Raw genomic sequence first — 12,930 nt, forward strand, 5'->3', positions numbered from 1 at the left:
CTATTTATTTAATGGGTTTCAGATAGGCCAGCATCACTTCTATTGCTTGTTTCATAATGATTGCCGGATCTACGCCTTGGTCCTGATGAAGCAATTTCCCTCTAACCGTTAGACGCTGTAACGTAGCCAAAAACATATTGCTAAGGGTATAGGTTAAAACCTTGGCATCAATATCCAATCGTATGGATCCGTCCTTTATTCCTTCCTGGATAAGAACATAAAAGGGCTGACCTCTTTGCACGAACATGCGAAACCTTTCTTCCAATTCCGTTGTAGGGTAACTCTCTGTGTAATAATGATCAAAAGCGGCAATAAATCGGATGTAAGAGCTATGAAGTTGACTTACCTCCATCGTTCTAGCTAACAAATTGGTCAACTTCTCAAATCCGCAGTCCCCTTTCAGAGGAACAGCGTTAATTTCCTTCATAAAACTTTTTAACATATCCATTTGTACTTCAAATATAATTTCATCCAGCGACCGAAAATATTTATAGTAGGTAACCTTACTAATTCCGCAAGCTTCTACGATCTCCTTTAAGGTTACTGCAGACAATCCTTTTTCCAAAAACAATCGTTTCGCTTCCATAATAATGACTTCGCGTCGCTTGGTTCTGTGTAATTCCAATTGCTCTTTCCACTGATCGTTCAAACACGTTAACCTCCCCTCAATAAATTATTATTATAACATGTGATAGCATGAATATTAAAACAATGAAGTCATTAATAATTTGTAAATATAGCTGCAACACTTCCCCATATGACAATAAAAAAAGATGCTCTCTCCGATTAGAGAGAAGCATCCACCCATAAATCAGACGAGAGCCTGTTCCAAATAGATTTTTTTAAATTGTTCCCGACGTTCAGCGGTTAGTCCGAGCACTGATTCCATGTACGCATTTAATGTTCCGTAGCGTTCTTCCGCTTCATTAAGTGCCTCTTGTAAATAAACAGCATCCACGCTCATCATTTCCCTGAACACGCCGAGCTCTTCCACGTCACCAATCTTCTGGCGAATCGCGTCCACCCATTGATTATTCGCTTCGATGCGATTACGATTGCTTCTTAAATAATCATCCATAACCGTTTCCCGTGGTACGTCGAGCGCGAGCAACAAGATCGCCGCGGCGAACCCCGTCCGATCTTTACCCGCCGCACAATGCCAAAGCAGCGGTTTTCCTTCTGTCTCCAGGAGCCCTTCAAAAAACCGGCGGTAGGCTTTCTGTGCTGCGTCGTTGGAGACAAATTGCTTGTAAGCCCCTATAAGCAGGCCGCCCTGCTTGGCAGCCTCGCCCATGCTCCGAATGTAGGGCAGCAATTCCTGTGGATTGACAGCCCCGCCTAAAGCGGGGAGGCTGACGTTCTCGGCACCGATGATCACCGGGTTCGGCTTCAATTGTTGCTCGCTGTCCGTGCGGAAATCGAAAATATAGCGCAAATCCAACGTTCGAAGCATCTCGAGATCGTCTGCATTTAATTCCGACAATTGGCCGGAACGAAACAACAGACCGGACTTGATTGTTTTTCCGTCGGAAGTACGGTACCCCCCAAGCTGACGAAGGTTCGTTCTGCGCTCAAGATCGTGCCAAAGTTGTTGTGAATTCATCTTATCGTTATCCTCCAATGATTAAGCTTTGGGGGTAAAGCTAGCAACCGAAATTCGCATGTATTCGGCACGCGAACGCGGGAGTTCGACTGCTTTAACCGCAATTCCTTTTTCGCTTATCGTGATGATATTGTATCCGCAAGTATCGAGAAATTGATAATGTTCCATGCCTTCTTCCACCTCCGCAGAGAAAGCGGTGCCTGCAGCCGCGGCGTGGAAGATACCCTGATAAGTCCCGGAATAGTTGGAATGAATGTGACCTGCAAATATACCGATCACGTCCTTCCCGGAGATTACGTGTGCGACCTGATCGCGATTATCGACGAGCATTCCTTTTGCTGCAGAACCGCCGAGGTCGAACAACGGATGATGGAGGGCGATGATGGTGCCCTTAGGCGCCGGCGTTTGAAGCTGGTTCTCCAGCCATGTCAATTGCACTTCGTCGATTTGTCCACCAGGCTGACCGGGGATTTGGGAATTCAAACAGATCAGACGCAAACCATTGATGTCTTGAACATAATAATAAGGTTCTTCTGCGGGCAACTCACCTAGATAGCCTTGACGGAATGCCGGGAGATGGTCATGATTGCCGAGTAATACATAAACCGGTACTTTGAGTTGCTCGGAAGCTTCGTCGAATAGAGATCGAACGAAGGAGTAATCCTCCGCGTCGCCTTCATGTACAAGATCTCCTGTGATCAGAACAAACTCCGGGTTAACTCCGGTTTCGCGAATATGACGGAAGGTTTGCTTTACCTTCTCAAAATGATTGGCATTGGGGAATTGGTTGTTTCTCCCTGGAGCATTGAGATGGGTGTCGGTAAGGTGTACGAATTTCATGTTTGATACTTCCCTTCTTTATCGTTTTGTCGCTTAAACACGGATTTTGGATTACTTATTCTTCGCCCATTCGTCAAGCTGCCTTTGTTTTTCCGCAATGATCTTGTCGATGCCAGCCGCTTTGAGCTTCTCGTTGAACTTCGGCAATTCCTTGGCAGGGTCAAGTGTACCCGTCTCCAGCCCCAGGCGGAATTCGGACCTCACGCTGCTTACCGTAGCCATTTCCGTCTTCACATTCTCAACGTTGAAATTAAATCCCAGCGCTTTTGACTGCTTAGCGGTTTTATTGAATTCATCTAACTTTTTAAAAGTGTCAGGGTCTTGGGTTGACCATGTATAAGACAGGAATTCATTGCCGAACATATAAGGCGTACCGAAATTATAGCCAACATTCTTGATATCGACCCCTGACGGAAAATCGATAACGTTGTCCGACTTCTTCACGTAATGTTTGCCTTCGATGCCCCAAGCGAACAAATTGTAGAAATCCTTGTCGGAATAAAGCATGTCCAGCACCATCATCGTTCTTTCCGGATCCTCCGAGTTTTTTGGAATAGACCACATCAAGGCTGTGATCAGATCGGTTGTGGTATACGTTGGCGTCAGCGGAACCGAAATCATTTCCATGCCCAGCTTTCTGGAGCTTTCCGCATCTGAACCGGGACCCATGTTCGAAAGGAAGGAAAACGCTTTGCCCGCCTTCACCAACTCCCTGCCGTCCTGCTTGCCCGTTGCGGCATCCTTCAGCAAATATCCGGCTTGATACCATCTTCTCAGAATAGTTAACTGGTCCGCATATTCTTTGGTTTCGAACCAATTGACGACCTGCATGCCATTGTCATAATTGGGAAGTACGCCGATGGAATCGCCGAGCGCATCGAATGTTGAATAGCCAGCGGTAAAGGGTGCTGTTCCCGGATTTTTGGCGACAAGCGGCATGACCTCCGGCTCGTTCTCCTTGATCGTTTGGAAGACGGCATCCAAGTCGTTAATCGTCTTGATTTTGCTTATATCGATATGATATTTGTCCACGAGATCTTTACGCATCATAAGACCATAATAGGCTGCCATATCTCTCACATTGGGAACCGCGTAGTGCTGACCGTTGATTTTGGAAGCCGCGAGTTGATAAGGCTCCAATGATTGCCTTATGCCAGCCCCGTATTTATCCAGCATTTCGTCCAGCGAGTGAAGCTGTCCCTTTGCCACCTGTGTGGCGTAGTTGAACAGAGGTGAGGTGAACATAAGGTCGACTTTCTCGTTGCTTGCAAGCATCAGGTTGGTTTGCTGCGCCCATGCACTGACTCCGATAGGTAAAAGCTTGACAGTAGCATTGAATTTTTCCTTGGTTATTTTGCTCATTTCGTCCTGCACAGCTTGCATATCTTTTTGTTCGTTGCCATAGAACGCGATGACCACCTCATACGGCTTCAGATCTTTGCCCGTCGTACCGGTAGAACCTGCTGTCTCGGACGGGCTGGCTGTGCTGTTCCCGTTCTTGTCGCCACATCCCGCCAATAGCATGACTGTCGAGAGTACGATCGTTAGCATCATTATGAAGCTTTTTCTTTTCATTTTTGAACCTGCCTTCTGTGATTTTTTTTTACTAACCGGCTAAATACCGGAAATAGCCTTACCCTTTTACCGCTCCGACTGTAAGTCCTTTTACGAAGAATTTCTGGAAGAACGGATAAGCGATCAGTATCGGAAGGACGCCTATTACGGCCAATGCCATGCGTACGGATTCCGTCGGAGTATTGGCTGACAGCTCGGTCTGACTGCCAAAATTCGAGCTGGACAAAAACTGAATATCAAGCAAAATTCGGTTAAGCAAATTCTGCAGGCTGTACAGCTTGTCGTCTGTAACATAAACCATCCCGTTAAACCAATCGTTCCAATAATGAATAGTCTGGAACAATCCGACGGTCGCCAGAATGGGCAGCGAGAGAGGCAGTACGATCCTGACGAATATGCGGAATTCTCCCGCGCCATCGATTTTCGCAGATTCGATGACTGCAGCTGGGATAGAGGTCAGGAAAAACGTTCTCATCAGCATGACGAAAAATGCATTCATGAGTAATGAGGGGATGATCAACGCCATCAGCGTATTTTTCAAGTCAAACAATTGCGTGTATACCATGTACGTCGGTACCAGCCCGCCGTTGAACAGCATCGTGAAAAAAACGAACAGTGACCAAAAACCGTTAGATGGCATATCTCTACGAGACAACGGATAGGCAAGAAGCGCAATGATGAATAAGCCGCAAGTCGTTCCGATCAAAGTAATGGCAACTGTAATGCCGTAAGCATGCAAAATCCGCTCGCTATCGTTCCATATAAATTGATAAGCGGCCAAGCTGAATTTCTCCGGAATGATGGCATATCCGTTACGGTAAATAGTCTCTTCGTCGGTAAACGAAGAAGTTACTAGCAGAATGAGTGGAAGAAGGCATATTATCGTTACCATAAGCATCATGGTGTTTACGATGATTTGCCACGCCCGATATTTCTGTTTCAAAACAAGTCCCCCTAGAATATGGCGTTATCTTTGTTTATTTTTCTGACGATGTAGTTTGACAAGAATACAAGCACGCAGCCGACCAACGATTGATAGAGTCCTGCAGCCGATGACATGCCCATATCACCAAGCATCAATAGGGAACGGTAAACGTAGGTGTCAATTACGTTTGTTGTCGATTGCAGAGCGCCCGCGTTCAGGGGAACCTGGTAAAACAACCCAAAGTCAGAGTAGAAAATACGCCCAATCTGAAGCAGCGTCATAACCGTGATGACCGGAATAAGGAGAGGAATCGTAATGCTCCTTATTTGCTGCAATTTTCCTGCACCGTCAATTTCAGCAGCTTCGTAATACTCTTTATCGATACCGATGATCGCCGCCAGATAAATGACGCACAAGTAACCGGCACTTTTCCAAATGTGTACGATCGTCAAAATATACGGCCAGTATTTCGCCTCGCTATACCACGAAATCTCGGAAAGACCCAAAAGAGGCAAGACCGTTTTATTTATAAATCCGGTCTCCAGGCTCAGTAAAGCGAATACGAGGTAACCGACAATGACCATGGAAATCAGGTACGGCAATAATAGAACCGTCTGATAAAACCGCGAAAAAAAACGAGCCTTCACTTCATTGAGCAAAATAGCAACTCCGACTCCGATGACGAGATTCAGCACGATAAAAGCGCCATTATACAAAATCGTGTTTCTCGTAATGATAAAAGCGTCTGTCGTTTTGAACAGGTACTCGAAATTTTTCAGTCCAGACCAGTCGCTTCCGAATATACCTTGCGAATAGTTGTAATCTTTGAACGCGATAATGATTCCGAACAGTGGCAAGTAGTTGTTGATGATTAAATAAGCTATTCCGGGTATCATCATCAAGAAGAGTACGCCGTATTTCCTTGCCCTTTTGATTCTCATGTTTAATCCTAGTTGTGTCATGAAACAGACCCTTTCCTCCAATATTGGAATTCAATTTCACCACCTGTTTACCATGAGGAACTATTAATGTACCACCAGTAAACACCCTAAGTGTACAACCCATTTATTAACGAAAGATCAACCTAGGGTTAAGGTTTTGTAAATGTGTTTTAGAATGATCCATTAAAAGAATCTCAGCCCCCATTTTGGTGATATGACAACCGGGGAAGGATTGGGCGAAAGGTTATCACTTTTTATTAACAAGAGATAACTCAAGACATTCATTGGAGTCGTAGGACTTTCCGAGGGTGAATTAACAAAAATTTATTTTGATGCTGTAAAAGGAGAATATACAGGAAGAATCTCGAATAACGATTGCTCAGAAAACAAAGCCTTCGTCACAGGCCCGTTTTTCTATCAAGCACGCCGGTTTTCATCACTCTCATCTGCTGGGCAAGGTGGTCTGGGGGCATCAGGTGCAGGCTACCGTTCTCGGTTGTTCAGACCGATCCTTGATTCATTCGGATTGACCTACACGTAACTTGGACGAACTTAAGTTTACAAAATATATAAAAGATAATTCAGAATCATTTATTACAACACAAAAAATCACATCATAAGATACTGATGTGATTTCTATGACTTATATTTTTGAATAAATGATCTTTTTAATACGATCGTTGGAAAGACAGAATTGATCAGAGAGTTCATCTATCGTTGAGCCATCGATATATTGTTGACGTATTGCCTCGTTTCTGTGGCTCAAATATTTTCAATTATTTTCTTTGGATATTTTATACTCTTTGCTATTGCGAGGGAAAACGGGTTTTCGAACTTTTCGATCAAGAAAATATGCAATATGTGCAAGAATTAAGAAAAAAATAACCAGGATTAATATATTTAAAAATGCCTTATACCCAATCCTGCTGTAGTCCATAAAAAAATATGGATTGCTCACTTTTGTCCCATTGGGCAAAGTATAGTAAACGTAGCCAAAAAGTCCTGCTATATAAACAAATGGAACATATGCCAGTGGGAAAATCAAAACACAATAAATGTATCTGTATTTTAAGCTTCGTGAACCCACAAACAAAATATAATCTATTAAACATAAAAGAGGGGTAATTAAATGAACGACCACATTGTTAAATCGCCATGGGGTATATTCGTCGTTCATTGAAAAACCAACTGGTACAAGGATAACCCAATAAACTAACAAAGTAAGCAATAAGTCAATCATACAGACCATTTCGAAAGAAGGATAATATCCGTTATTCCCAAAAGCCCCTTTACTTCGCCATTCTCTCACTGTTTTTATTACCAAAATCAAAAAGAGAATAACGCCCAGAGCATTGCTTTGTACGGTATAAAACATCAATTTATCGAGTTCAAACTTGCCTTGAAAAGCGCCTAAGGCACCCAATAAACCTGAAAATGTGAAGACTAATGCGAACAATCTAAAAATAAATGCAAATCTGCGGTCATGAATCATGATTCCATACCCCTTTTGTTTTTCTGAAATTCTTCACAGTTCTGTGCATTTGGCCCGCAATTATATTAAGAGCATTATACTGACACAGGTCGAAATGCTGATAAAATAGTTTGAGGGATGTACATCTTTCTTCCAATTGGTTATTGCTCATGTTAGGACCTCCTAACACTAATGAACTATAAATGAGTAATTTCGCTTCCAGAAAACTGTAAAAATCAAAAAAAAATAGAGACAAAGCGCGCTCCTTGTGGTAAAAAGTAGTCACCACAACCCCAATCTACACAAGGAGACACATGTGCTGAAAACTGTTAAAGAGATCAAAGCGAATCGGTTTGAAAAATTCATGGAATCTGATCCACCGATCACCGGCTCAAATGTGGTCACTCTTCACTCAAATGAATAATATATGGTCAAAATATGGTCACGTATGATTCAGAGGGCAAAATCAAAGCCCCTGACCATAAAGGCCAAGGGCTGAAATCCTTGATGTAATGCGGTTCTTAACGTTTCGAGAACTGAGGCGCACGACGTGCAGCCTTGAGGCCGTATTTCTTACGTTCCTTCATACGTGGGTCACGAGTCAGGAAGCCGGCTTTCTTAAGGGCGCCGCGGTATTCAGGGTCCACTTTGAGCAATGCACGGGAGATCCCGTGACGGATTGCTCCAGCTTGACCAGAAATGCCGCCACCATGTGCAAGAACGATTACATCGTAGTTGCCCAGTGTTTCAGTCAGGTTCAAAGGTTGTTTCACGATCATCTTCAATGTTTCCACACCGAAATATTCGTCCATCTCGCGTTTGTTAATGACAATGCGTCCTTCACCCGGTACAAGGCGAACACGTGCTACCGAATGTTTACGACGACCTGTCCCATAGTATTGTACTTGTGCCATGAAACTGTCCTCCTCTATTCTTATCCGCGAAGTTCGTAAACTTCAGGTTTTTGTGCTGCATGTGGATGCTCGGCGCCTGCATAGACTTTCAATCTCAGCTTCATGTGATCCCCTTGACGAGTCTTAGGAATCATACCGTGAACTGCAAATTCGATCATGCGTTCAGGTTTAGTCTTGATCAGGTCTTCTGCAACAGTGACTTTCAAGCCACCTGGGTGCATCGAGTGACGGTAGTATTTCTTGTTTTGCATTTTCTTGCCTGTCAGGTGAATCTTCTCAGCGTTGATAACAATTACGAAATCTCCAGTATCAACATGTGGAGTGAATTGCGGTTTGTGTTTGCCACGGATCAATGCAGCGGCTTCGCTGGCCAAACGACCAAGTGTCTTGCCTTCGGCATCAATAATGTGCCAAGTGCGTTCAACTTCGTTTGGTTTCGCCATATAGGTGGTACGCATGAATGTTTCCTCCTTGTTCTCGTACGAAAATCATCTGTTTCGTATATCTTGTTTCTCATTGGATTACAATTATGTGAGTTAAAAAAAGCTTATTTGTCGGCATCTTCTTGATCGGGGCTGTGGGATAGCCATCAAGAAAACACAACTTTTATATTACAGCATAAACATGACAAGTGCAAGTGATTTTTAAGCTTATTGACTATAATTTTTCTAAAAAAAGTATAGAACGCTCTCGCCTAAATTCCACCCTCGTCATATTCAACACTCCACAGCGCCAAGCCCTTAGATACGGCCGTTGGTCCTGCCGCCGCCCGATCGCATGCGGCTAGGATATCCGCAACCTTATCCGCATGGTATTTGCCCTCACCCACATGAATCAGCGTTCCCATAATAATGCGAACCATATGCTGCAGAAATCCGCTGCCCGTAATATAAGTGTGAATGACACCCTGGTCTACCGAGTCAGGTCGACACATACTGCGGTCAATCTCCATATGAGCCTCAAAGATCGTCCGGACATGGGAAGTCTTCGTGGACTTCCGTGATGCGAACGAGGTGAAGTCATGGGTACCCAGTAAATGTGTAAGACCTTTCTGCATAGCCGGTATATCGAGCTTCACCGGGTGGTGATGCTGCCAGCGCCGCTGAAACGGATCCGGAAACCGGTTGCCATTAATTGTGTACCGATAGGTTTTGCGCTTTGCTCCTCTACGAGAGTGGAACGATAGCGGAACCTCCCTCGCCTCGGTAACCACGATATCTTGCGGCAACCGGGCATTCAGGGCCAGACACCAGCGTTCAAGCGGGATTTGAGAGGAGGTCATGAAGTTAAACGGCTGTCCATAAGCATGCACACCCGCGTCTGTCCGTCCAGAGGCGGTTATCTTGAGCGCCTCGCCCGTCAGATGGAGTATGGCCTGTTCCAGCCGGTCCTGAATCGTATTGCCCTGAGGCTGGGTCTGAAAGCCATCATAATGGGTCCCGTCATAATTGACTTTCATCAATAGATTGCGCATTCCGTTCTCCTGTCAGTCCATACTTGGTTTTCAAAAAAAAAGAGCCCCGGCGGGAGCTCCTTCTACTCTATACAAGGTGATTCCCGCGGTTAGTTGTACGGCAGGGCCTTATCGCCCCTGCAGCACAATAACGTTTAATACTTTCCTACCCATGCTCCGAGGATCATGGGGGAAAGGGATAATTCCGGAAATCATTACTTGCGTTACTACGCGCGGTCTACCAGTTCAAGATAAACCATAGGCGCAGCATCGCCACGGCGAGGTCCCAGCTTCAGGATACGAGTGTATCCGCCTGGACGCTCTGTGTAACGAGGAGCAATATCAGAGAACAGTTTTTGGATTGCATCTTGTTCACCGTCAACAGTTTCACGACGGACAAATGCAGCTACTTGACGACGAGCATGAAGATCGCCCTTTTTCGCTTTAGTGATCAGTTTCTCAGCGATGGAACGAACTTCCTTCGCTTTGGCTTCCGTTGTCTGGATGCGCTCGTAAAGGAACAGATCCGTTACCATGTCGCGGAACAACGCTTTACGCGCACTGGAATCACGGCCCAATTTTTGGTATGCCATTTGTTTTCCCTCCTTCACTCAAGTACTCAAGCAATCTGTTAACTATTCTTCTGTGCGGAGACCCAAACCAAGTTCCTCGAGCTTCTCTTGAACTTCTTCCAAAGATTTGCGGCCCAAGTTACGAACCTTCATCATATCTTCTTCAGTTTTCGTAGTCAGCTCTTGTACGGTATTAATACCGGCACGTTTGAGGCAGTTGTAGGAACGGACAGAAAGATCAAGTTCTTCGATTGTCATCTCAAGCACTTTTTCTTTTTTGTCTTCTTCTTTTTCAACCATAATTTCGGCGTCTTTCGCTTCGTCCGTAAGTCCTACGAACAATACGAGGTGCTCGTTCAAAATTTTGGCTCCGAGGCTTACAGCCTCTTCCGGTCTGATACTGCCATCTGTCCAAATTTCCAGCGTCAACTTGTCATAGTTCGTCACTTGACCGACACGAGTGTTATCAATGCCGTAATTCACGCGGGAAATAGGAGTGTAGATGGAGTCAACCGGAATAACACCGATTGGCTGGTCGTCGCGTTTGTTCCGGTCTGCTTGGACATAGCCGCGACCACGGCCTGCAAAAATACGCATGTGAAGTCTCGCGCCAGGTCCCAGCGTTGCAATATGAAGATCCGGATTGAGGATCTCAACATCGCTATCCGCACGGATATCACCTGCGGTAACGATGCCTTCACCCTCAGCATCAATCTCGAACACTTTCTCTTCATCTGAATGGATCTTCAGAGAAAGAGCTTTAAGGTTCAGAATGATTTCCGTCACATCTTCCATTACGCCAGGAACGGTCGAGAACTCATGCAAAACGCCGTCAATTTGGACCGATGTTACTGCGGCTCCCGGAAGGGAGGAAAGCAGAATCCGGCGAAGCGAGTTCCCCAGAGTCGTGCCATATCCACGTTCCAGCGGTTCAACTACGAATTTCCCATAGGTTCCTTCATCATTGGCTTCTACGGTCTCAATCTTCGGCTTTTCGATTTCTATCACGAGTGTACCCCTCCTTCAAACGTCGCTCCTATATGAAACTGTCACCCCATCAGGTGCATCATGTAGTATGCCTAAACACCTATTATTAGCAGATGCGTCAGAATTATACCACAATCACAATTCTGATTTCACTATACGCGACGACGTTTCGGCGGACGGCATCCATTGTGAGGAACCGGAGTTACGTCTTTAATGAGGTTTACTTCAAGCCCTGCGGCTTGAAGGGAACGGATGGCTGCTTCGCGGCCCGCGCCCGGTCCTTTAACCATAACTTCAACGGACTTCATGCCGTGTTCCATCGCTGCTTTAGCAGCAGTTTCGGCTGCCATCTGCGCTGCAAATGGAGTCGATTTACGGGAACCTTTGAATCCTTGACCGCCGGAGCTAGCCCAGGAAATTGCATTTCCGTGAGGATCCGTGATCGTAACGATAGTGTTGTTGAACGTGGAACGAATATGTGCCACGCCGCTCTCGATATTCTTCCGGTCGCGACGTTTGGTACGTACGACTTTTTTCGGTTTAGCCATTGTCTCTTATCCCCCCTTATTATTTCTTTTTGTTTGCTACCGTACGACGCGGGCCTTTCCGGGTACGGGCATTCGTTTTAGTGCGTTGACCGCGAACAGGCAATCCACGACGGTGGCGAACACCGCGGTAACAGCCGATCTCAGTAAGACGCTTAATATTCAAGGAAATTTCACGACGCAGGTCACCTTCAACCTTAACTGACTTGTCGATCATTTCACGCAGTTTGCTGACTTCATCTTCCGTCAAATCACGGACACGTGTGTTAACGTCAATGCCTGTTTCATTAAGAATTTTCTGGGAAGTCGTTTTACCGATTCCGAAAATATAAGTCAAGGCGATCTCAACGCGTTTATCACGTGGCAAATCCACTCCAGCTATACGAGCCATTTTACGCTACACCCCCTTCTTAACCTTGTTTTTGTTTGTGTTTCGGATTTTCGCAAATTACCATAACAGTCCCTTTGCGGCGGATGACTTTGCATTTCTCGCAAATGGGCTTCACAGAAGGTCTTACCTTCATGTTAATTACCTCCTCAAAGTTTTGCGAAGCAAAACTTTTGTTGTAGTTCCCATCTATTTACGGTAAGTTATACGACCTTTAGATAAATCGTAAGGCGATAACTGCACGACCACTTTGTCTCCGGTTAGGATACGGATAAAGTGCATCCGCAATTTCCCGGACACATGGGCAAGTATTTGATGACCGTTCTCAAGCTCAACCTTAAACGTTGCATTCGGCAACGGCTCAATGACCGTACCTTCGACTTCAATGACATCTTCTTTAGCCACAGTTAGTCTCCTTTCTCATCTGCACTTATTCCAGCAGGTCCGCCATACTTCATCACTGCAAAACGCAGCTTTCCGTTGGTAACCCGGCCGGTTTCTTCCAAACTGTTCACAACCTCACTGCTGATAAAGGGTATGAGCTCCAGATGTTGAATGTTCTTCTTCTTCGGCCCATCAAACTTCCGTTTGTCCCCATCGGCAATATATACAAATCTGCTATCCACAACTGCGATAACAACGGCAGCCTCTCCGGCATCTTTGCCTTTGAGAATTCTCACCAATTGACCAATCTGCGGGCTGCTCTGAGTATTCAT

At 45.2% G+C, this 12,930-nt stretch carries 17 protein-coding genes and 1 pseudogene; 1 reads left to right on the forward strand and 17 read right to left on the reverse strand.

Going from position 1 to position 12,930, the window contains the following annotated elements:
- Positions 1-4 precede the first annotated feature (4 nt).
- From H70357_RS30540 to H70357_RS30565, 6 genes are all read right to left on the reverse strand, one after another.
- A complete protein-coding gene (locus H70357_RS30540) occupies positions 5-649 on the reverse strand; it encodes a TetR/AcrR family transcriptional regulator (protein WP_038597021.1) in 645 nt (214 codons plus the stop codon).
- A 162-nt stretch (positions 650-811) separates the two neighbouring features.
- Positions 812-1,603: a tyrosine-protein phosphatase gene (locus tag H70357_RS30545; protein WP_052092344.1), complete on the reverse strand. Its 792-nt coding sequence runs from the start codon at positions 1,601-1,603 to the stop codon at positions 812-814.
- 21 nt (positions 1,604-1,624) lie between these two features.
- Entirely contained in the window at positions 1,625-2,443 is an 819-nt protein-coding gene (locus H70357_RS30550) for a metallophosphoesterase family protein (RefSeq protein WP_038597023.1), read from the reverse strand.
- Positions 2,444-2,494: 51 nt separating this feature from the next.
- Positions 2,495-4,018 carry an ABC transporter substrate-binding protein gene (locus H70357_RS30555; RefSeq protein WP_038597027.1) on the reverse strand — a complete coding sequence of 508 codons (1,524 nt, stop codon included), beginning with the start codon at positions 4,016-4,018 and terminating at the stop codon, positions 2,495-2,497.
- A 58-nt stretch (positions 4,019-4,076) separates the two neighbouring features.
- Positions 4,077-4,961, reverse strand: a complete 885-nt coding sequence (locus H70357_RS30560) for a carbohydrate ABC transporter permease (RefSeq protein ID WP_038597029.1) — start codon at positions 4,959-4,961, stop codon at positions 4,077-4,079.
- A gap of 11 nt (positions 4,962-4,972) precedes the next feature.
- Entirely contained in the window at positions 4,973-5,884 is a 912-nt protein-coding gene (locus H70357_RS30565; RefSeq protein WP_231578342.1) for an ABC transporter permease, read from the reverse strand.
- Positions 5,885-6,255: 371 nt separating this feature from the next.
- On the opposite strand from H70357_RS30565, the pseudogene H70357_RS36820 reads away from it, so the two are divergent.
- A pseudogene (locus H70357_RS36820) lies at positions 6,256-6,405 on the forward strand (IS701 family transposase); the annotation flags it as partial.
- A 251-nt stretch (positions 6,406-6,656) separates the two neighbouring features.
- On the opposite strand, the gene H70357_RS30570 reads toward H70357_RS36820, so the two are convergent.
- From H70357_RS30570 to H70357_RS30620, 11 genes are all read right to left on the reverse strand, one after another.
- Positions 6,657-7,376, reverse strand: coding sequence for a Pr6Pr family membrane protein (locus H70357_RS30570; RefSeq protein ID WP_038597034.1), 720 nt, complete (start codon positions 7,374-7,376; stop codon positions 6,657-6,659).
- A gap of 500 nt (positions 7,377-7,876) precedes the next feature.
- Complete coding sequence (gene rpsI / locus H70357_RS30575; RefSeq protein WP_025706574.1) at positions 7,877-8,269, reverse strand: 30S ribosomal protein S9; 393 nt, start codon at positions 8,267-8,269, stop codon at positions 7,877-7,879.
- Positions 8,270-8,289: 20 nt separating this feature from the next.
- Positions 8,290-8,727: a 50S ribosomal protein L13 gene (rplM, locus tag H70357_RS30580; protein WP_038597038.1), complete on the reverse strand. Its 438-nt coding sequence runs from the start codon at positions 8,725-8,727 to the stop codon at positions 8,290-8,292.
- Positions 8,728-8,963: 236 nt separating this feature from the next.
- Positions 8,964-9,743, reverse strand: a complete 780-nt coding sequence (gene truA / locus H70357_RS30585; protein ID WP_038597040.1) for a tRNA pseudouridine(38-40) synthase TruA — start codon at positions 9,741-9,743, stop codon at positions 8,964-8,966.
- A gap of 206 nt (positions 9,744-9,949) precedes the next feature.
- Positions 9,950-10,315, reverse strand: a complete 366-nt coding sequence (gene rplQ, locus H70357_RS30590; protein WP_019908254.1) for a 50S ribosomal protein L17 — start codon at positions 10,313-10,315, stop codon at positions 9,950-9,952.
- A gap of 42 nt (positions 10,316-10,357) precedes the next feature.
- Complete coding sequence (locus H70357_RS30595; RefSeq protein ID WP_036680585.1) at positions 10,358-11,302, reverse strand: DNA-directed RNA polymerase subunit alpha; 945 nt, start codon at positions 11,300-11,302, stop codon at positions 10,358-10,360.
- 131 nt (positions 11,303-11,433) lie between these two features.
- Positions 11,434-11,829 (reverse strand): 30S ribosomal protein S11, encoded by a 396-nt coding sequence (gene rpsK / locus H70357_RS30600; RefSeq protein ID WP_020427052.1) that lies wholly within the window; start codon positions 11,827-11,829, stop codon positions 11,434-11,436.
- A gap of 19 nt (positions 11,830-11,848) precedes the next feature.
- Positions 11,849-12,217 (reverse strand): 30S ribosomal protein S13, encoded by a 369-nt coding sequence (gene rpsM / locus H70357_RS30605; RefSeq protein ID WP_020427053.1) that lies wholly within the window; start codon positions 12,215-12,217, stop codon positions 11,849-11,851.
- A gap of 19 nt (positions 12,218-12,236) precedes the next feature.
- Entirely contained in the window at positions 12,237-12,350 is a 114-nt protein-coding gene (rpmJ, locus tag H70357_RS30610; protein WP_003322638.1) for a 50S ribosomal protein L36, read from the reverse strand.
- A gap of 53 nt (positions 12,351-12,403) precedes the next feature.
- Positions 12,404-12,619: a translation initiation factor IF-1 gene (gene infA / locus H70357_RS30615; RefSeq protein ID WP_018753971.1), complete on the reverse strand. Its 216-nt coding sequence runs from the start codon at positions 12,617-12,619 to the stop codon at positions 12,404-12,406.
- Positions 12,620-12,621: 2 nt separating this feature from the next.
- A complete protein-coding gene (locus H70357_RS30620) occupies positions 12,622-12,930 on the reverse strand; it encodes a KOW domain-containing RNA-binding protein (RefSeq protein WP_038597045.1) in 309 nt (102 codons plus the stop codon).

Source organism: Paenibacillus sp. FSL H7-0357 (genome assembly GCF_000758525.1).
GTDB lineage: Bacteria > Bacillota > Bacilli > Paenibacillales > Paenibacillaceae > Paenibacillus_AQ.